This is a genomic window from Sphingomonas sp. S-NIH.Pt15_0812 (assembly GCF_003951315.1).
Classification (GTDB): domain Bacteria; phylum Pseudomonadota; class Alphaproteobacteria; order Sphingomonadales; family Sphingomonadaceae; genus Sphingomonas.
In genome coordinates this window covers 48,382-66,691 of the sequence record NZ_QLJH01000023.1, presented here as the reverse complement: position 1 = coordinate 66,691, position 18,310 = coordinate 48,382, and the positions used below count along the sequence as shown (strand labels likewise).

Annotated in this window: 20 protein-coding genes; 9 read left to right on the top strand and 11 right to left on the bottom strand. The window is 70.3% G+C overall.

Annotation, left to right across the window (positions count from 1 at the left end; translation table 11 throughout):
* Window positions 1–118: 118 nt before the first annotated feature.
* Window positions 119–1,057 (bottom strand): cation diffusion facilitator family transporter, encoded by a 939-nt coding sequence (locus BRX43_RS14690; protein WP_125995837.1) that lies wholly within the window; start codon window positions 1,055–1,057, stop codon window positions 119–121.
* 171 nt (window positions 1,058–1,228) lie between these two features.
* Between BRX43_RS14690 and BRX43_RS14685 the strand changes: the two genes are divergently transcribed.
* The 3 genes from BRX43_RS14685 (at window position 1,229) to BRX43_RS14675 (ending at window position 4,304) form a co-directional block, all read left to right on the top strand.
* A complete protein-coding gene (locus BRX43_RS14685) occupies window positions 1,229–1,483 on the top strand; it encodes a hypothetical protein (protein ID WP_164523623.1) in 255 nt (84 codons plus the stop codon).
* Between the two features lie 90 nt (window positions 1,484–1,573).
* On the top strand, window positions 1,574–4,012 hold the full coding sequence (hrpB, locus tag BRX43_RS14680) for an ATP-dependent helicase HrpB (RefSeq protein WP_125995835.1): 2,439 nt from the start codon (window positions 1,574–1,576) through the stop codon (window positions 4,010–4,012).
* A 10-nt stretch (window positions 4,013–4,022) separates the two neighbouring features.
* Window positions 4,023–4,304, top strand: coding sequence for an ETC complex I subunit (locus BRX43_RS14675; RefSeq protein WP_125995834.1), 282 nt, complete (start codon window positions 4,023–4,025; stop codon window positions 4,302–4,304).
* Window positions 4,305–4,452: 148 nt separating this feature from the next.
* On the opposite strand, the gene BRX43_RS14670 is transcribed toward BRX43_RS14675, so the two are convergent.
* Genes BRX43_RS14670 through BRX43_RS14655 form a run of 4 tightly spaced genes read right to left on the bottom strand, consistent with a single transcriptional unit; the run spans window position 4,453 to window position 7,107 of the window.
* Window positions 4,453–4,956 carry an NUDIX hydrolase gene (locus tag BRX43_RS14670; protein ID WP_206433230.1) on the bottom strand — a complete coding sequence of 168 codons (504 nt, stop codon included), beginning with the start codon at window positions 4,954–4,956 and terminating at the stop codon, window positions 4,453–4,455.
* A complete protein-coding gene (locus tag BRX43_RS14665; RefSeq protein WP_125995832.1) occupies window positions 4,953–5,624 on the bottom strand; it encodes a hypothetical protein in 672 nt (223 codons plus the stop codon). Before BRX43_RS14665 ends, BRX43_RS14670 begins: the two co-directional genes overlap by 4 nt.
* Window positions 5,624–6,508, bottom strand: a complete 885-nt coding sequence (locus tag BRX43_RS14660; protein ID WP_125995831.1) for a TPM domain-containing protein — start codon at window positions 6,506–6,508, stop codon at window positions 5,624–5,626. The genes BRX43_RS14665 and BRX43_RS14660 overlap by 1 nt, the downstream gene beginning before the upstream one ends.
* Window positions 6,509–6,513: 5 nt before the next feature.
* Window positions 6,514–7,107: a LemA family protein gene (locus tag BRX43_RS14655; protein WP_125995830.1), complete on the bottom strand. Its 594-nt coding sequence runs from the start codon at window positions 7,105–7,107 to the stop codon at window positions 6,514–6,516.
* 106 nt (window positions 7,108–7,213) lie between these two features.
* Between BRX43_RS14655 and mscL the strand changes: the two genes are divergently transcribed.
* Complete coding sequence (gene mscL / locus BRX43_RS14650; RefSeq protein WP_125995829.1) at window positions 7,214–7,645, top strand: large conductance mechanosensitive channel protein MscL; 432 nt, start codon at window positions 7,214–7,216, stop codon at window positions 7,643–7,645.
* 9 nt (window positions 7,646–7,654) lie between these two features.
* Here the strand turns inward: mscL and BRX43_RS14645 are convergent, their stop codons facing one another.
* Together BRX43_RS14645 and BRX43_RS14640 are read right to left on the bottom strand one after the other, a co-directional pair.
* A complete protein-coding gene (locus tag BRX43_RS14645) occupies window positions 7,655–8,038 on the bottom strand; it encodes a PaaI family thioesterase (RefSeq protein ID WP_125995828.1) in 384 nt (127 codons plus the stop codon).
* Window positions 8,035–8,475 (bottom strand): PaaI family thioesterase, encoded by a 441-nt coding sequence (locus BRX43_RS14640; protein ID WP_125995827.1) that lies wholly within the window; start codon window positions 8,473–8,475, stop codon window positions 8,035–8,037. The genes BRX43_RS14645 and BRX43_RS14640 overlap by 4 nt, the downstream gene beginning before the upstream one ends.
* A 110-nt stretch (window positions 8,476–8,585) precedes the next feature.
* On the opposite strand from BRX43_RS14640, the gene BRX43_RS14635 reads away from it, so the two are divergent.
* Window positions 8,586–9,392 (top strand): crotonase/enoyl-CoA hydratase family protein, encoded by an 807-nt coding sequence (locus BRX43_RS14635; protein ID WP_125995826.1) that lies wholly within the window; start codon window positions 8,586–8,588, stop codon window positions 9,390–9,392.
* Window positions 9,393–9,438: 46 nt separating this feature from the next.
* Here BRX43_RS14635 and BRX43_RS14630 read toward each other — a convergent pair whose 3' ends face one another.
* Window positions 9,439–11,172, bottom strand: coding sequence for a M28 family metallopeptidase (locus BRX43_RS14630; RefSeq protein WP_241214974.1), 1,734 nt, complete (start codon window positions 11,170–11,172; stop codon window positions 9,439–9,441).
* Between the two features lie 104 nt (window positions 11,173–11,276).
* Here BRX43_RS14630 and pepN point away from each other — a divergent pair, with 104 nt between their 5' ends.
* Together pepN and BRX43_RS14620 are read left to right on the top strand one after the other, a co-directional pair.
* On the top strand, window positions 11,277–13,871 hold the full coding sequence (pepN, locus tag BRX43_RS14625; protein ID WP_125995825.1) for an aminopeptidase N: 2,595 nt from the start codon (window positions 11,277–11,279) through the stop codon (window positions 13,869–13,871).
* Window positions 13,868–14,707, top strand: a complete 840-nt coding sequence (locus BRX43_RS14620; protein WP_125995824.1) for an NAD(P)-dependent oxidoreductase — start codon at window positions 13,868–13,870, stop codon at window positions 14,705–14,707. Before pepN ends, BRX43_RS14620 begins: the two co-directional genes overlap by 4 nt.
* Here the strand turns inward: BRX43_RS14620 and BRX43_RS14615 are convergent.
* Together BRX43_RS14615 and BRX43_RS14610 are read right to left on the bottom strand one after the other, a co-directional pair.
* Window positions 14,617–15,528 carry an EamA family transporter gene (locus tag BRX43_RS14615; protein WP_125995823.1) on the bottom strand — a complete coding sequence of 304 codons (912 nt, stop codon included), beginning with the start codon at window positions 15,526–15,528 and terminating at the stop codon, window positions 14,617–14,619. The two genes, BRX43_RS14620 and BRX43_RS14615, sit on opposite strands and share 91 nt — an antisense overlap.
* The gene (locus BRX43_RS14610) at window positions 15,525–16,526 is read right to left on the bottom strand and encodes a beta-eliminating lyase-related protein (protein WP_125995822.1); all 1,002 of its coding nucleotides are present in this window, start codon (window positions 16,524–16,526) and stop codon (window positions 15,525–15,527) included. The genes BRX43_RS14615 and BRX43_RS14610 overlap by 4 nt, the downstream gene beginning before the upstream one ends.
* A 119-nt stretch (window positions 16,527–16,645) precedes the next feature.
* On the opposite strand from BRX43_RS14610, the gene BRX43_RS14605 reads away from it, so the two are divergent.
* Entirely contained in the window at window positions 16,646–16,849 is a 204-nt protein-coding gene (locus BRX43_RS14605) for a ParD-like family protein (protein WP_125995821.1), read from the top strand.
* Between the two features lies 1 nt (window position 16,850).
* Window positions 16,851–17,630, top strand: coding sequence for a type I methionyl aminopeptidase (gene map, locus BRX43_RS14600; protein WP_125995820.1), 780 nt, complete (start codon window positions 16,851–16,853; stop codon window positions 17,628–17,630).
* 121 nt (window positions 17,631–17,751) lie between these two features.
* On the opposite strand, the gene BRX43_RS14595 is transcribed toward map, so the two are convergent.
* Window positions 17,752–18,072 (bottom strand): multidrug efflux SMR transporter, encoded by a 321-nt coding sequence (locus BRX43_RS14595; RefSeq protein WP_125995819.1) that lies wholly within the window; start codon window positions 18,070–18,072, stop codon window positions 17,752–17,754.
* Between the last annotated feature and the right edge of the window lie 238 nt (window positions 18,073–18,310).

Here is an 18,310-nt window from a genome sequence, read left to right as displayed (position 1 = left end):
CGGTTCACCGGCTGCTGACGCGTCAACCCTCCACCAGCGCCCGCCGCGCGGGATCGCGGGCGCGGCGCTGGCGCTGGTGGAGGGTTGACGCGTCAGCAGCCGGTGAACCGATGACGCCTTAGCAGACGTGGTGGTGGCGGACCGCGTCGCCGGATTCGACCTGCAGCGTCGCGTGGCCGATCCCGAACCGGTCGTGCAGCAGCTCGTGCACCCCGTCGAGGAACGCGTCGCCGGGATGGCCGGCCGGCATCACGAGATGCGCGGTCAGGATCGGCTCGGTGGTCGACATCGGCCAGATATGCAGGTCGTGCACCGCGGTCACGCCGTCGAGCCCGAGCAGCGCCGCCTGGACCCGGTCGTAATCGATGCCGCGCGGCACGGCGGCCAGCGACATCTCCACGGTCTCGCGCAACAGGCCCCAGGTCTGCCAGAAGATCAGCGCGGCGATGACGATGCTGACCAGCGGGTCGATCCAGCCGATGCCCGTCCACCAGATCACCACGCCCGCCACGACCACGCCGGCCGAGACCGCCGCGTCGGCGAGCATGTGCAGATAGGCGCCCCGGATATTGACGTCGCCATGCCGCCCGCCCGCGAACAGCCAGGCGGTGACCGCATTGACCACGATGCCCAGCCCCGCGACCGCCGAGACGGTGAGGCCTGCCAGCGGCGGCGGTGCATTGAACCGCTGCGCCGCCTCCAGCACGATCGCGCCCAGCGCGATCATCAGCAGCAGCGCATTGGCCAGCGCCGCCAGGATCGTCGATCCCTTCAGCCCATAGGTGAAGCGCTTGGTGGGCCGCGTCCGCGCCAGCGTCGCCCCGCCCCAGGCGACGGCCAGCCCCAGCACGTCGGACAGGTTGTGCCCCGCATCGGCCAGCAGCGCGACCGATCCGGTCCACAGGCCCGCCGTCGCCTCGCCCAGCACATAGAGGATGTTGATGGCGATGCCGATCGCGAAGGCGCGGTCGAAATTGGCGGGGGCGTGCGAATGGCCATGGCCATGAGCGTGCCCATGGCCGTGATCATGCCCGTGGTGATGATGGTGTCCGCTCACGCCCGTCTTCTATCGCGAACCGACCCTTCGCGAAACCATCGCGTCGGTTACGATCCTGTCATGGAGCAACCAGGCCAAACCCTCTTGCAGAGCATGACGCGCGCACGCACGATTAGGACGATGAACCCTATCGAGCGACCACGCTGGCGGCGGGGGCGCACGAACGGATCGATGGAAGCACGACCCGCGCCGCCGTTTCGCTCCGACCAGGATCTGCTGGCCTGGCGCATGGGCCTGTCCTTGGCGATCCCCGTCACGGTTCTGGCACTCGGCCTATTCTTCCGGATGGATGGCGCGTTCGCCTGGTCGCCGGTCGCCGCCATCCCCGGCGTTCTGATCATTCTCTTCATCCGCTGGGACGTTCGGCATGACCGGCGCCTGGGTCGACGGTTCCGGCATTATGACATCAGCGATCTTGATCCCTGATCGCGTGGGATTGTGGCAAGGGTGCGCGATGCGTGCTCTTCATCGTCCCGGTTTGCTGCCTCTCCGCCGTCTCCCGCAAAGGATCACCGCATGACCGCCCTGCCGATCGAGGCGGTGCTGCCCGACCTGCTCCGGGCCCTGCGCGATGGCCCCAACGCGGTGCTGGTCGCCCCGCCCGGCGCGGGCAAGACCACGGCGGTCGCGCCCGCCCTGCTTGCCGAGCCATGGTGCATGGGCGAGATCCTGCTGCTGTCGCCGCGTCGCCTGGCGGCGCGGGCGGCGGCGGAGCGGATGGCGGACCTGGCGGGCGAGCCGGTCGGGCAGCGTTTCGGCTATGCGACGCGGATGGACAGCCGCCGCTCCGCCGCGACGCGCGTGACGGTGGTGACGGAGGGGATCTTCGTCGCGCGCATCCAGGCCGATCCCGAACTCGCCGGCGTCTCGGCGGTGCTGTTCGACGAGGTGCACGAACGCAATCTGGACGGCGATTTCGGCCTGGCGCTGGCGCTCGATGCGCAGGCGGGCCTGCGGCCGGACCTGCGCATCCTCGCCATGTCGGCGACGCTGGACGGGGCGCGCTTCGCCACGCTGCTGGCCGGCGCGCCGGTGATCGAGAGCGAGGGGCGCAGCCATCCGCTGACGCTGCGCCATCTCGGCCGCGACGCCAGCCGGCGGATCGAGGACATGGTGGCGAGCGCGATCCGCCAGGCGTTGCGCGACGAGGAGGGGGGCGTGCTCGCCTTCCTGCCCGGCGTCGCCGAGATCGAGCGGGTGGCGGAGCGGCTGGAGGGACTGCCCGAGGGCGTGATGCTGCACCGACTGCACGGCAGCCTCGACCCCGCCGAGCAGCGCGCCGCGATCCGGCCGTCTCCGACGCGCAAGCTCGTGCTGGCGACCGGTATCGCGGAGACCAGCCTGACGCTCGACGGCATCCGCGTGGTGGTCGATTCGGGGCTGGCGCGCCGCCCCCGCTACGACCGGGCGGCGGGGATGACGCGGCTGGTGACCGAGCGCGCCAGCCAGGCGGCGGTGATGCAGCGCGCCGGCCGCGCCGCGCGCCAGGGGCCGGGCGTCGCCTATCGCCTGTGGGAGGAGGCGGCGACCGCCGGCCTGCCGCGCTTCGACCCGCCCGAGATCGTCGAGGCGGACCTGTCCGGGCTGGTGCTGGCCTGTGGTCTCTGGGGCGTGCGCGATCCGCGCGACCTGTTGTGGCTCGACCCGCCGCCCGCCGCCGCCGTCGAGGAAGCGCGCACCCGGCTGCTGGCGCTGGACGCGATCGACGCGGACGGGCGGCCGACCGCGCATGGCCGTCGCATCGCCGCCATGCCGATGCCGCCACGGCTGGCGCATATGCTGGTCGTCGCGGCCGGACATGGCCTGGGCTCCGTCGCGGCGGAGGTGGCGGTGTTGCTGTCCGAACGCGGGATCGGCGGGCCCGATGCCGATCTGGAGGTGCGTCGCCGCCGCTGGCGCAGCGAGCGCGGCGGCAAGGCGGAGGCGGCGCGCAAGCTGGCGCAGCGCTGGGCGGCGATGGTGGGCGGTGGAAAGGACGGCGACGCGCCGGGAGCGGAGGCGGCCTGCGTGGCGCTCGCCTTTCCCGACCGGGTGGCGCGACGCCGCGACGCAACCGGCGAACATTGGGCGTCGGTGGGGGGACGCGGCTTCCGCCTCGATCCGACCAGCCCCCTGGCGCGTGCCGAATGGCTGGCGGTGGCGGAGACGCAAGGCGCGGCATCGGGCGCGCGGATCCTCGCCGCCGCCGCCACCGATCTCGCCACGATCGAGACGCTGTTCGCCGACCGGATCGAGACGGTGCGGACCGTCCGCTTCGATCCCGACACCGGCGGCGTGCAGACGCTGCGGGAACGGCGGCTGGGGGCGTTGCGGCTGCAATCCGGCCCGGACAGCGGCGCGGACCCGCAGGCGATCGTCGCCGCGCTGGTCGAGGGGGTGCGGACCCATGGCCTCGACCGGCTCCAATGGAGCGAGGGCGCCTTGCAGCTGCGCGATCGCGCCGCCTATGCCGGACTGCACCTGTCGACGGGGTTGATCGAGCGGCTGGACGAATGGCTGCCGCCGCTGCTCGCCGGTCGCCGCCGGCTCGACCAGATCCCGCCGGGCGACCTGACCGAGGTGATCCGGGGCGTGATCGGCTGGGACGAGCTGCGCCGCATCGACCGGCTCGCGCCGCCGCATTTCACCAGTCCGGCGGGTTCGACTCACGCGATCGACTATGCCGCCGAGGGGGGCCCGCGCGTCGAGCTGCGGCCGCAGGCGTTGTTCGGGCTGGCGGTGCATCCGACGGTGGGCGAGGCGCGGGTGCCGCTGGTTCTGTCGCTCACCTCGCCCGCCGGCCGGCCGATCCAGACGACGCGCGACCTGCCAGGCTTCTGGGCGGGAAGCTGGGCCGATGTCGCGCGCGAGATGCGCGGCCGCTATCCGCGCCATCCCTGGCCCGACGATCCCGCCGCCGCCTCGGCGACGCTGCGCACCAAAAAGGCGGATGCAAGAGCCGCCGGTTCAGGGTAGGAGGCGCATCATGGCAACCGCACGCATCTTCCAGCGCCCGAAGAACTCCATGCAGTCCGGCCGGGCCCGGACCGACCAGTGGCAGCTCGAATTCGAGCCGGCCGAGCCCAAGCAGCCCGACCCGCTGACCGGCTGGGCGGGCAGCGGCGACACGCGCGACCAGATCCGCCTGCTCTTCCCGACGCTGGAGGCCGCGATCGCGCATTGCGAGCGCGAGGGGCACGATTACACGGTGGTGCCCGCGCCGAAGAAGACGTTGAAGTTGCAGGCCTACGCCGACAATTTCCGCTGATCGAGGGCTGTTGCCCCGTGCGGTTCCCCGGCGAAGGCCGGGGCCCAGTTGGCGGACGCTCGCGACGACGGACAGCGCTCCGTTACGACCATCTTCCCAACCGAGCCCCGGCCTTCGCCGGGGAACGGCATAGGACTCGCGGCTTCCGCTACAGCGTCGCCAGATCCAGCAACAACAGGATCTTGGCGTCGATCCCCAGCCCCTCCGCGCGCTTCTCGCGCAGGAAGCCCGGCACCGAGGCGAGCGGTACGCGGTGGACGGTGATGTCTTCCTCGGGCGATCCGCCGCCGTCCCCGATCCGCGCCAGCCCGGTGGCACGCACCACGGTGAAGCTCTCCGAGGTCATGCCCGGCGAGGAATAGAAGAGGCCGAGGTCCTCGACCCGGTCGGCGCGATAGCCGGTCTCTTCCTCCAGCTCGCGCCGCGCCGCCTCGGCGGTCGATTCGCCGGCCGACTCGTCGCCGACCAGCCCGGCGGGCAGTTCCAGGCAGCGCTTGCCGACCGGGATGCGATATTGCTCGACCAGGATGATGTCCTCGCCGTCGAGCGCGACGATCACCGCCGCGCCGATTTCGCCCTTGCGCTCGGCATATTCCCAGCTCCCCTGCTGGCGGACGGTGAGGAACCGGCCCTCCCACTTCAACTCGCTCATAATTCGATCACCCGGTCCGGCAGTTCGTTGAGGTCATTGGCGTCGCGGGGAAAATGCTCGGCCAGCACCGCGCCGATCCGCTCGATCGCCGCCGCCATGCCGTCGCCGGGGCGGTCGTCCTTCACCGCCGCGATCAGCACGGCCATCGCCTCGCCCCACACCTCCGGCGCGACGCGGCTGTGGATCGGCGCGTCGGCGACCAATTCGGCACGATGCTCCGCCAGCGACAGATAGAGCAGCACGCCGGTCGCTCCCCGCGTGCGCGATTCGACCGCCGTGCGGAAGAGCAGCAGCGCCCGCCGTCGTACCCGCCGCGCCTTGGTGGCATGGGGCGTGAGGGCGAGCCGCAGGGGCGCGGCGGCCAGCAGCAGCCGCACGATCAGGAAGATGACGGTCGTCGCGACCAGTCCGATCAGGAACAGCGAGGCGGCGGGCGGCGGTCCGTCCCACGGGCTGGCGATCAGGCCGTGCACCGCCTCCGCCGCGCCGGGGATCGCGGCGAGCAGGGCGAGCACCAGCAGCATCGCCAGCACCGCCCAATGCAGCGCCACGTCATGATAGGCATCGGACCGGGCCGCGACGATCGGCACGATCTCGCCATTGGTCCGTGCCTCCGCTGCCGTCACCGCCGCCGCGACCTTGGCGCGGTCCGCCTCGCTCAGTCGCATCACCAATCCCCCGAAGCGCCGCCGCCGCCGAAATCGCCGCCGCCGCCGCCGGTGAACCCGCCGCCGCCCCAACTGCCATCGGAACCGCCGCCATCACCGCCCCCGCCGCCGAAGCCACCGCCGAAGCCGCCGCCCCGCGAGCGGCCGATCTCGTTGGCGATGCCCCACAGGACGATGGGCAGGGTCGAGCCGGAACCAGCCGACCGATCGTCCCATGGGCCCCGGCGATAGCGCTGTCCGCGCCCGCCGCGCCGGAAGATCATCGGCAGGACGACGAACGCCAGGATGATCAGCCAGAAGACCAGCGCCACCGGCACGCCGCCGCTGCCCTGCGGGCGGCGGCGATGCTCGCGATCGAACTTGGCGATGGCGGCGTCGGTCTTGGCCTTGGCCTCCTCGGGACTGGCGCGCAGCTGGGCGACGATCTGGTCGGTGCCCGCTTCGATCGCCTGCGGCACCTTGCCGTCGCGGATCAGCGGCAGCATCGTCTGGTAGACGATGACGCTGGACAGGGCGTCGGTCAGGATCGGTTCCAGCCCGCGCCCCACCTCGATCCTGGGACCACGCTGGCCGGCGGGATTGCCCGGTGCGAGCAGCAGGATGGCGCCGTTTTCCGCGCCCTCCAGTCCGACGCCCCAGGCCCGGCCGAGCTGATAGCCATAGTCCGGCAACGGATAGCCCTGCGTATCGGGCACCGTCACCACCACCAGCTGCCGCTTGGTATCGCGTTGCAGCGCTTCCAGCTTCTGCGTCAGCGCGGCGCGCTCGGCCGGCGACAGGACATTCGCCTGGTCGACGACCAGCCCCGTGAATTTCGGGAAGGTCTGCGCCACCGCGACCTGCGCGGTGAGCAGCAGGAGCAGCGCCGCCAGCCAGCGGATCATGCCGGTCAGCTCGCATTCCCGAAATTGACGCTCGGCGCGGTGTCGGCGTTCTGCGAGGTCGCGGTGAACGGCACGATCGGCTTGGCGCCGTAGAAGATGCGCGCGCCGACCGCGTCGGGGAAGGTGCGGATGCGCGTGTTATACTCCTGCACCGCCTTGTTGTAGTCCTGCCGGGCGATGGTGATGCGGTTCTCCGTCCCCTCCAGCTGGCTCATCAGCGTGGTGTAGTTGCCCTGGCTCTTCAGCTCGGGATAGGCCTCCTGCAGGCGTTGCAGGTTGAGCGTCACCGCGCTCTGCGCGCGCTCGAAATTGGCCAGCTTGGCCGGGTCGGTCAGGTCGTCGCCGCTCAGCTGCACCTGGTTGGCGGCGGCGCGGGCGCGCGTCACCTCGGTCAGGATGTCCTTTTCCTGCGCGCCGGCGGCCTTCACCGTCGAGACCAGGTTGGGGATCAGGTCGGCGCGGCGCTGATACTGGTTCTGCACGTCCGCCCAGCGCGCCTTGGCATTCTCCTCGGCCGTCGGGATGCTGTTGATTCCGCAACCCGACAGGGTGGCGACCGCCACCAGGGCAGGTACGACCGGCATGAAACGACGCGACATGAAGCCTCCTCTATCTGTCCTAGCCATATAGGACACCCGTATCGCTTGGCGAAGAGGGTTTCGGCGATTACGCTCCAGATCGGGATTCGGTGCAAGGGGAAGAAAGATGCTCAAGGAATTCAAGACGTTCATTGCGCGTGGCAATGTCCTTGACCTCGCCGTGGCCGTCATCATCGGCGCGGCGTTCGGCCGGATCGTGACCTCGCTGACCGAAGATGTGCTGATGCCGGTGATCGGCAAGGTCTTTGGCGGCCTCGACTTCTCCAGCTACTTTCTGACATTGGGGCCGGTGCCCGCCGCGCTGCAGGGATCGTCCGACTATGCCGCGCTGAAGAAGGCGGGCGTGCCGCTGCTCGGCTATGGCGAGTTCATCACCCAGGCGGTCAATTTCGTGATCGTCGCCTTCATCATCTTCCTGATCGTGCGCTCGGTGAACAAGCTGATGCCCAAGCCCGAGGTCGCCGCCCCGGTCGAGCCGGCCGACGTCACGCTGCTGCGCGAGATCCGCGACGAGCTGAAGGGCCGGCCGCGCGTCTGAGCCGGGGCGTCAGGGCCGTTCGATCAGATAGTTGAGCCGCGCCGCCGCGATCGGGCGGGTGCGGTCCTCCTGCCAGGCGACGGCCTCGACATTGGCGATGCGGGTGCCGAGCCGCGTGACCGTGCCGATCCCACGGGTCGGCCGCTCGCGCCCGCCGCGCATATAGTCGACCGTCACCGTGATCGGCTTGATCCGGCCGCCGCCTTCCGCCTGCAACGCTTGGTCGAGCGCGGCGATCGCCGCCATCTCCAGGAGGCCGGCGATCGCGCCGCCATGGACGAAGCCGGGGCGTCCCAGCACCGGCTCACCGAACGGCAATAGCAGCACCGGCGCGCCGTCCGCCTGGTCCTCGACGGTCATGCCGAGCAGCGCCGCATAGGGCGGCAGGGTCATGCCGCCGCCCCCTTCGCCGGCGCATCCATCAGCATGAAGGTGCCGGCGACATGCGCGATCGGGTCGTCCGGATCGGTATGATAGGCGATGCCGCGCACGAAGGCGACCGAGCGCGCCAGCCGGTAGCATTCGCCGCGCCCGATCACCGTCCCGCCCGGCGTGGCGGGGCGCAGATAGTCGACGCGCAGGTCGAGCGTCGCATGGGGCGCGAAGACGCCGCGACGGGTCCACACCGCCATGCTGGTCGCCATGTCCATCAGCGTGACGATCGGGCCGGACGCCAGGATGCCGGTGGCGGGGTCGCCGACCTGATCGGCGGCATAGGGCAGGGCCAGTTCCACCCACTGGTCCGCCTTGGCGTGGTAGCGGATGCCCAATCGGCCGCCATGGCCATAATGGTCCAGCCGGGTGAAGCGGGCGGGGTCGAACGCGGTCATGACGCTTTGGTAGGCGGCCCGGGCGGTCGCGCGCAAGCACCGCCGGCCCGCCTCTCGACACCGGCGGGGCGAGGCGTCACACTCGGGGAATAGCAGGAGAAGACTAGGCCATGACCGATCGGGTCGCACTGACCATCGCGGACGGGATCGCGCATGTCCGGCTGACTCGGGCCGACAAGCTCAACGCGCTCGACCCGGCGATGTTCGAGGCGCTGGCGGCGGTGATCGCGCGACTGGCGGAGGCGACCGACGTGCGCTGCGTCCTGCTGTCGGGCGAGGGGCGGGGCTTTTGCGCCGGGCTCGACATGGCGGCGATGGCGGGCATGGCCGGCATGGCGACCGGCGGCACCGGCGGATTGCTGACCACCGAGCGGACGCACGGCCTCGCCAATCTGGCGCAGCAGGTCGCCTGGGGCTGGCGGACGCTGCCGCAGCCGGTGGTCGCGGCGCTGCACGGCGTGGTGCTGGGCGGCGGGTTGCAGGTCGCCAGCGGCGCGGACATCCGGCTGGTCGCGGGCGACGCGCGGCTGTCGGTGCGCGAGCTGCATTGGGGCATCGTGCCGGACATGGCCGGCTTCGCGCTGTGGCGGGGCACGGTGCGCGACGACGTGCTGCGCGAATGCATCTTCACCGCGCGCGAGTTCGACGGGGCGGAGGCGGTGGCGATGGGCTTCGCCACCCGCATCGCCACCGATCCGCTGGCGGAGGCGCAGGCGCTGTGCCGGGCCATCGCCGGCCGCAACCCGGACGCGATCCGCGCCGCCAAGCGGTTGTTCGCGGTCGCGGCGGACGGTGACGCGGCGACGATCCTCCGGGCGGAAAGCGACGAACAGGTGCGGCTACTCGGCTCCGCCAACCAGCGCGAGCAGGTGATGGCGAACATGGAGAAGCGCGCGGCGCGGTTTCGCGACGGTTGATCCCATCCTTCCCGTTCCCCGACCTTCGCCGGGGAACAGGAGGGGCTTACTTCGCCGCGGTCGGACCCTTGTACAGCCGCCCGAAATAGTCGCCGCGATTCCACAGCGGCCGCTCCGCGCCGTCGGCGATCTCGCGCGCGATGCGATAGTTGACGTCGACGAAGCGGACGCCCTGGTCCCACAGGGTCGGCTGGGTCAGGTCGTCGGACGGCTTGTGGTAGTTGGTCGACATGAAATGCTCGACCGCCGCCTTGCCCGGTCCCTTCTGCCCCGGCCACAGGAAGACCGAGGGGATGCCCTTCTGCACGAAGCGGAAATGGTCGGAGCGGACGAAGATGCCCTGTTCCGGCATCGGATCGGGCGACAGGTCGACGCCCGCGCTGTTCACCGCGCGGCGCACGATCGGCCCCAGCGTCGACCGGTCGGCGCCGTACACGATCATGTCCTCGAACGGATAGAGCAGGATCGGCATGTCGAGATTGACGTCGGCGACGATGTGGTCGAGCGGCACGGTCGGGTGGTTGGTGAAATAATCGGAGCCGACCAGACCCTTCTCCTCGCCGGTCACCGCCAGGAACATCAGCGTGCGCTTGGGCGCGGTGCCGTCGGTCTTGAAGCGGCGGGCCTCCTCGATCAGGCTGGCGATGCCGATCGCATTGTCGAGCGCGCCATTGTTGATCGCGTCGCCGTTCACCGGCGTGCCGACGCCGATATGGTCGAGATGCGCGGACAGCACCACCACCTGGTCCTTCAGCGCCGGATCGCTGCCGGGGATCAGGCCGACGACATTGCTGCTGTCGACGGGCGTGATGCCGGTCTTCGTCGCCACCGCCAGCGTGCCGGGCAACGCGACCGACCGGTAACGGGGGGGCGTCTTCGCGGCCTGGGCGACGATCTTGCTCCAGGGGGTGCGCGCGCCGGCGAACAGCTTGGCCGCGCCGGCCGGGCTCAGCGTGCCGAGCATCGCGATCGACTCGCCATTGCCGGTGCCGTCGGGCCGGGCCCAGGTCATGCGCGGGCGGTCGTAATTCTCCGCCAGCTTCGCCATCGCCTCCGGGGTCAGCGTCGCGCTGGCGAGCTGGATCGCACCGACCGCGCCATGCGCGGCGGCGGTGCGCAGCTTGGTCTGGGGCGAGCCGAAAAAGGCGCGTTCCTCGCCGTCGAAGCGCGCGGGCGCGCCGGCGAAGAACAGCACGATCTTGCCGCGCACGTCGACGCCCTTGAAATCGTCATGGCCATATTGCGGCGCATCGATGCCATGGCCGACGAACACGACCGGCGCGGACAGGCTGGCTTCCCGGTGCGTGGCGTCGGGGGCGGGGATGTAGTCCTGGCCGAACACCAGCGGCTGTGGTGCGCCCCTGGCGGGGGTCAGCACGAAGCGTCCCTGGCCATCCGCCTTGTAGCGGACCAGCGGCACGCGTTGCAGATAGCCGCCCTGGTCGCCGCCGGGGCGCAGGCCGGCCGCATAGAATTGCGCGGCGACATATTGCGCGGCGATGTCGAATTCCGGGCTGCCTGCCTCGCGCCCCTTCATCGCGTCGGAGGCCAGGAACAGGACATGCGCCTTCATCGCCGCCTGGTCGGCGGGCAGCGGCGCGGCGAGGTGGGCGTTGAGCGCGGCCGGATCGGGCTTGGCCGGGGCGGGCGTGCCCCCTTGTTGCTGGGTGCCGGCGGCGGCCGGCGCGGGCGCGGCCCGGGTCGCGCTGGGCGGCACGGTCTGCGCCATGGCGCTGGTGGAAAGGGCCATGGCCACGAGCGCGGCCGGAAAAGCGTGCATCCTCAATCCTTACTGGTCTCATGCGTGACTATCACAGCGATCCGGCGTCGCAAGCGCGACGCAAGGCGATGGAACCATTGCGCGCGCCGACTATAACTAGCGACATGGACATGCCCAACAGCCTCGCCGCACCCCAGACGATCCACCGTGGCGACTATCGCCCGCCGGCCTGGATGGTGCCCGAGACTCGGCTCGACTTCGACCTCGATCCCGCCGCGACGCGCGTCCATGCCACGCTGACCGTGACGCGGAACGCTGCGGATGCCGGCGCGCTGCGGCTCGACGGCGCGGGGCATCGCGTGCTGGCGGTGCGTGTCGATGGCGTGGCGGTCGAGGACTGGACGCTGGAGGGCGAGACACTGGTCGTGCCGCTGACGGGCGATGCGCATGTCGTCGAGACCGAGGTGGAGATCGCGCCCGACCGCAACACGCAGTTGATGGGCCTTTATGCCAGCGGCGGCATCCTCTGCACGCAATGCGAGGCGGAGGGGTTCCGCCGGATCACCTATTTCCCCGACCGGCCCGACGTGCTCAGCCGCTATACGGTGCGGATGACGGCGGACAAGGCGCGCTATCCGGTGCTGTTGTCCAACGGCGATCCGGTGGCGAAGGGCGATCTGGACGATGGCCGCCACTGGGCCGAATGGAACGATCCCTTTCCCAAGCCCAGCTATCTGTTCGCGCTGGTCGCGGGCGATCTGGCGGTCAATCGCGGGTCGTTCACCACCCAGTCGGGCCGCGAGGTGGAACTCGGCATCTGGGTGCGCGCCGCCGACCTGCCGCGCACCGACCATGCGCTCCACGCCTTGAAGCTGTCGATGGCCTGGGACGAGCGGGTCTATGGCCGCGAATATGATCTCGACGTGTTCAACATCGTCGCGGTCGACGATTTCAACTTCGGCGCGATGGAGAATAAGGGGCTGAACATCTTCAACAGCCGCTACATCCTCGCCGATCCCGACACCGCCACCGATTACGACTATGACGCGATCGCGGCGGTGGTGGCGCATGAATATTTCCACAACTGGACGGGCAACCGCATCACCTGCCGCGACTGGTTCCAGCTCTCCCTGAAGGAGGGCTTCACCGTCTATCGCGACCAGAACTTCTCCGCCGACCAGGGTTCGGCGGCGGTCAAGCGGATCGAGGATGTGCGCGGCCTGCGCGCCAGCCAGTTCCCCGAGGATGCCGGGCCGCTCGCGCATCCGGTGCGGCCCGACGCCTATCAGGAGATCAGCAACTTCTACACGGCGACCATCTACAACAAGGGCGCCGAGCTGATCCGGATGATGGCGACCATATTGGGGCCGACCGACTTCCGCGCCGCCACCGACCTGTATTTCCGCGAGTATGACGGCACCGCCGCGACCTGCGAGGATTTCGTGCGGTGCATGGAGCGGGCGAGCGGGCGCGACCTGTCGCGCTTCCGCCTGTGGTACAGCCAGGCCGGCACGCCGCGCATCTCCGCCAGCCTGTCGCACAGCGCCGGCGGCGGCCGCGCGACGCTGCGACTGGCGCAGCATGTCCCCGCCACCCCGGGCCAGCCGATCAAGGAGCCGATGGTCCTGCCGCTCAAGCTCCGCCTGTTCGGCGCGGAGACCGGGCGCCCGCTGACCGAGGAGCGGCTGGTCCTGCTCGACGCGACGGACGAGACATTGGTGTTCGAGGCGGTGACCGAGCGGCCGATACTGTCGATCAATCGCGGCTTCTCCGCCCCCGTGGTGGTGGAGAGCGACCGCAGCGCCGCCGATCTCGCCTTCCTGTCGGCCAAGGACGACGATCCCTTCGCCCGCTACGAGGCGATGCAGCAGCTGATGCTCGACACGCTGGTCGCGGCCACCGTGTCTGGCGAGGAGCGGTTCAAGGCGGTGGTCGACGCGGTCGCCAATACGCTGGACGATCCCGAGCTCGATCGCGCCTTCGTGGCGGAGGCGGTGCTGCTGCCGTCCGAGGCGTTCGTCGGCGACCAGTTGGCCGAGGTCGACCCGGAGGCGATCCATCAGGCGCGCGAGGCGCTGCGCCGGACCCTGGGCGAGGCGCTGCACGATCGCTGGGCGCATCTCCACACGGCGAACGAACAGGGCGGCTATGTCTATTCGCCCGAGGCCAAGGGCAGGCGGCGGCTGCGCAACGTCGCGCTCGGCTATCTGGCGGCGTCGGGCGCGGCGGACATCGGCGCCTTGGCGTGGCGGCAGTTCGAGGCGGCGGACAATATGACCGACCGGCAGGCGGCGCTCAACACGCTGGCCAATGGCGACTTCGCCGAGCGGCTGGCGGCGCTGGAGGCCTTTTACCGCCGCTATGCCGGCAACAGCCTGGTCATCGACAAATGGTTTCAGACCCAGGCGCTGTCGACCCGCGACGATGCCGCCGACGCGGTGGTGGCGCTGGCCCGGCATCCCGATTTCACCCTCGCCAACCCCAATCGCGCCCGCGCGCTGGTCGGCGCATTCGGAGTCAACCAGCGCGCGTTCAACCGGGCGGACGGGGCGGGCTATCGCTTCCTGGCCGATCAGCTGCTCCAGCTCGACCGGCTCAATCCGCAGACCGCCGCCAAGCTGCTGCCGCCGCTCGGCCGCTGGCGGCGCTTCGATGCGTCGCGCGCCGCCCTCATGCGCGCCGAGCTGGAGCGGATCGTCGCGCAGCCCGGCCTGTCCAGGGACCTGTTCGAACAGGCGTCGAAGAGCCTGGCCGGATGAGCGGCCGGCGGCTGCTGGTCTTCGGCCTGGGCTATAGCGCCGGGCGACTGGCGGCGCGGCTGGACGCGGAGGGCTGGGTGGTGGCGGGCACCACCCGCGATGGCCGCGACGGAAGCCTGCGCTTCGACGATGCGGCCGCGGTGCGGCCCGCGCTGGCGGCGGCGAGCCATGTGCTCGCCTCGATCCCGCCGGACGAGGCGGCGGGCGATCCGGTGCTGGCGCAATATGGCGACGGGCTGGCCGGCAAGTGGCTGGGCTATCTGTCCTCGACCGGCGTCTATGGCGATGCGGAGGGCGGCTGGGTGGACGAAACCGCGCCGACCGGCACCGGGCGGCGCTCGGCGCGCGCGGCGGCGGACGCGGCGTGGCTGGAGCGGGGCGCGCATGTGTTCCGCCTGCCCGGCATCTACGGCCCCGGCCGCTCGCCGCTCGACCGGGTGCGGGCGGGCACGGCGCATCGGACCGACGCCGACAATCTGTTCAGCCGCATCCATGTCGACGACATCGTGTCGGGCGTGATCGCGGGCTTCGACGCGCCGCCGGGGGCCTATAACCTGACCGACGACCACCCCGTCTCGCCCAATGCCGTCACCGAATATGCCGCCGCCCTGCTGGGGATGCCGGTGCCGCCGGTGCGCCCGGTCGAGGCGCTGCCGCGCATGGCGCGCGGCTTCTATGCGGAGCGGCGGCTGGTGGCGAACGGCAAGGCCAAGCGCGTGCTCGGCTGGACGCCCGCCTATCCCGATTACCGCGCCGGCCTGCGCGCGGTCAGCGCCACGACCAGCCCGGCCCCCGCCAGCGCTGCGCCGCCGGCGGCGAGCGGCGACCAGCGGTAATTCTCGAACAGGGTCGACAACAGCATCGCGATCACCGGCACGATGACGCTGCTATAGGCCGCCTTGGCCGGACCGATCACGCGCAGCACGCCATAATAGAGCGGGAAGGCAAGCGCCGAGGCGAAGAGCGCGAGATAGAGGATGCCGAGCAGATAGCCGATCCGCATCTCCACCACCGGCGGCCCGACCGTGAGGAACGCGAACACCGCGTCCAGCCCCGCGCCGATCAGCATCGCCACCGCCAGCGTCGGCAGCATCGGATAGCGTTTCGCGGTCCGCGTCGCCTGGAGGACATTGGCGCAGGAAGCGGACAGGATGGCGAGCAGCGTCCAGCCGATGCCGGTCAGCGCGGTGGCGGGGCCATGCGGATCGCTGCGCACCTCGTGCACGAACAGCAGGGCCACGCCCGCCATCGCGATCCCCGACCCGACCAGCAATTGCCGCCCCAGCCTCTGGCCCAGGAAGAGGCGGGCGAGCAGGGCGTTGGGCACGAGCAGCAGCGCGAACACCACCGCCACCAGGCCGGAGGTGATGAACGCCTCCGCCCGGTAGACGAAGTTGAAGTTGAGGACGAATTGCAGCGTGCCGACCGCCACGGCGAACAGCCAGCCCGCCGCGTCCAGCCGCACCCGCTCCCCCTTGGCGCGCGCGAAGGCGAGCATGGCGAGCCCGGCGAGCAGGAAGCGATAGGTCACCGACCAGCTTGCCGGCACCACGCTGATCTGGTCGCGGATCACCAGCCAGGTCGATCCCCAGATCAGCGTGACGATCGCGAAGGGGATCAGGATGCGCGCGCGCGTCGATTGCGGCCGCGCGATCATAGGGCGCGGATCGCCTCGGCGAGCTGCGCGACATGGCCCGCATCGCTGTCCCAGGCGGTGACCAGCCGGATCTCGCCGGCCGCCCAGTCGTAGAAGTCGAAACTCTGAGCGCGCAGCATCGCGGCCTCGGCGGGGGTGGCGCGCAGGAACACCTCGTTCGCCTCGACCGGATGGACCAGTCGGTCGCCCGCCGCCGCGCCGATCGTCGCGGCCCGCGCATTGGCGGCGCGGCCATTGGCGATCCACAGGTCATCGTCCAGCATCGCGTGGATCTGCGCGGCGAGATAGCGCCCCTTGGACATGAGCAGCCCGGCGCGCTTGCGGCGGCGCAGCGTCGCATCCGCCAGCGTCGGGTCGAAGAAGACCAGCGCCTCCGCCGACATCGCGCCGTTCTTGACGAAGCCGAAGGAGAGCGCCTCGACGCCCGCGCGCCACGTCACCTCGGCCGGGGTGCATCCGGCGCTGGCCACGGCGTTGGCGAAGCGCGCCCCGTCCATATGCAGGCGCCAGCCGCGCGCGCGGCACAGCGCGCCGATCGCCGCGACTTCGTCCGGCTGGTAGACCAGGCCATATTCGGTGGCGTTGGTGATCGACACCGCCTGGGGCTGGACGCGGTGGACGTCGTTGGCGATGCTGTCGGCCAGCGTCGCGATCGTCTGCGGCGTCAGCTTCGCGCCGTCGCCCTCGGCCAGCATCAGCTTGGCGCCGTGCGTGTAGAATTCGGGCGCGCCGCCCTCGTCATTCTGGATATGCGCGTCGCGGTGACAGATCACGCCGGCATAGGGCGGGCACAGCGCCGCCAGCGCCAGGCAATTGGCGGCGGTGCCGGTGGGCACCCACAGCACGCGCACCGGCGTCTCGAACAGGTCCGACAGGCGCGCATCCAGCGCCTGCGACCAGCGATCGCCGTCATAGGCGGTATCGAGCGTGTTCGCCGCCGCCATCGCGGCCATCACGGCGGGGTGAACGGGGGCGGCGTTGTCGGAGAAGAAGCGCATGGCCGGTGCTCTGGGTCAGGCACGGGGTTTCCGTCAACGATTCTGTCGTGCCCCCAGGACTTTGACGCCAAGGCATATGAAGCATATACGAATCATGTGCTATGCAAGGACCGTCCGACATGGGAATCGTGAAGATCGACGATGCGCTGCACGAGGAGGCGCGGCGTGCGAGCACCGTGATGTGCCGCTCGATCAACGCGCAGGCCGAATTCTGGATGAAGATCGGGATGCTGGCGGAGGCGAACCCGACCCGCTCGTTCAACGAGATCGTCCAGGCCGAATATGCCGCCGCGAACGTCCATCCGGTGGCGGTGGCGGCCTGACATGGTGAAGACCCCCGACGAACTGGACCTGATGCGGCAGTCCGGCCGGCTGCTCGCCTCGGTGTTCGAGATGCTGGACGACCGGTCGCTCGCCGGCCTGTCGACCCTGCAGGTCAACGACATGGTCGATCGCTTCATCACGCACGACCTGGCCGCGCGGCCGGCGAGCAAGGGGCAATATGGCTTTGCCTATGTGCTGAACTGCTCGATCAACCAGGTCGTCTGCCACGGCGTGCCCGATGCGGGGGCGATCATCGCCGACGGCGACATCATCAACCTCGACATCACGTTGGAGAAGAACGGCTTCATCGCCGATTCCAGCAAGACCTATATGGTCGGCGCCGTGCCCCCGGCGACGCGCCGGCTGGTCCGCGTGGCGCAGGAGGCGATGTGGAAGGGGATCGGCGCGGTCCGGCCCGGCGCGCATCTGGGCGATATCGGCGCGGCGATCGAGCGCCACGCCAAGGCACATGGCTATTCGGTGGTGCGCGAATATTGCGGCCACGGCATCGGCCGCGAGATGCACGAAGCGCCGCAGGTGCTGAACTTCGGCCGGCCGGGCAGCGGCCCGCGCCTGGTCGAGGGGATGGTCTTCACGGTCGAGCCGATGATCAACCAGGGCACGCGCCGAGTCGTCACCGAGGAGGACGGCTGGACGGTGGTGACCCAGGACGGCAAACTCTCCGCCCAGTTCGAGCATACGGTGGCGGTGGTGCGCGGCGGCGTCGAAGTGCTGACCCTCCGCCGCGACGAGGCGGCGCCGCGCCTGCGGGCGGCTTGACTATCGGTTCACGCGAAGGCGCGGAGGCGCAGCGAGATGTTCGGCCGTCCATCCCGCCGCCGGGGGGTGGCGGACGGCGCGGTCGCGCCCGTCCCTCTTCGCGCCTTGACGTGACATCCGGTCAGGCGCTGGCGAAGATCTTGGTGCCCATGACCCCGACGATGATGAGCGCGATGAAGCCGACCTGCACCGGATTGATCTTCTCGCCGAACAGGATGACCCCGAACAGCGTCACGCCCACCGCGCCCAGGCCCGTCCACACCGCATAGGCGGTGCCCGCCGGCAGCCCGCGCATCGCCAGGGCCAGCAGCCCCATATTGAGGAAACTCAAGGTGATCGGCACCGCCGAGGCGGCCCAGCTTCCTTGCGTCGCCGCCCATTTCAGGCTCAGCGCCCAGATGATTTCCGTCACCACGGCAATGCCGAGGATGAGCCACGCCATGCGGCACTCCTGTTCGTCACGGGCTCGGAAAGGAAGCGCGGCGGCCGGAAACCCGAAAGAGGCGCACGCGACGGCGGGTCAGATAGGGAAGGGGGGTGGTGCTGTCCAGCGGCGGAGACTCACGCTGTGACGACCGCTTCGGCACCGTGGCGAAGACGAGACCTCTGCGAAATGGCTGACATTGTGGGAATGATATGGTTCGATGCCGGTGTGACAGAACGGCATCGATGGATCAGCG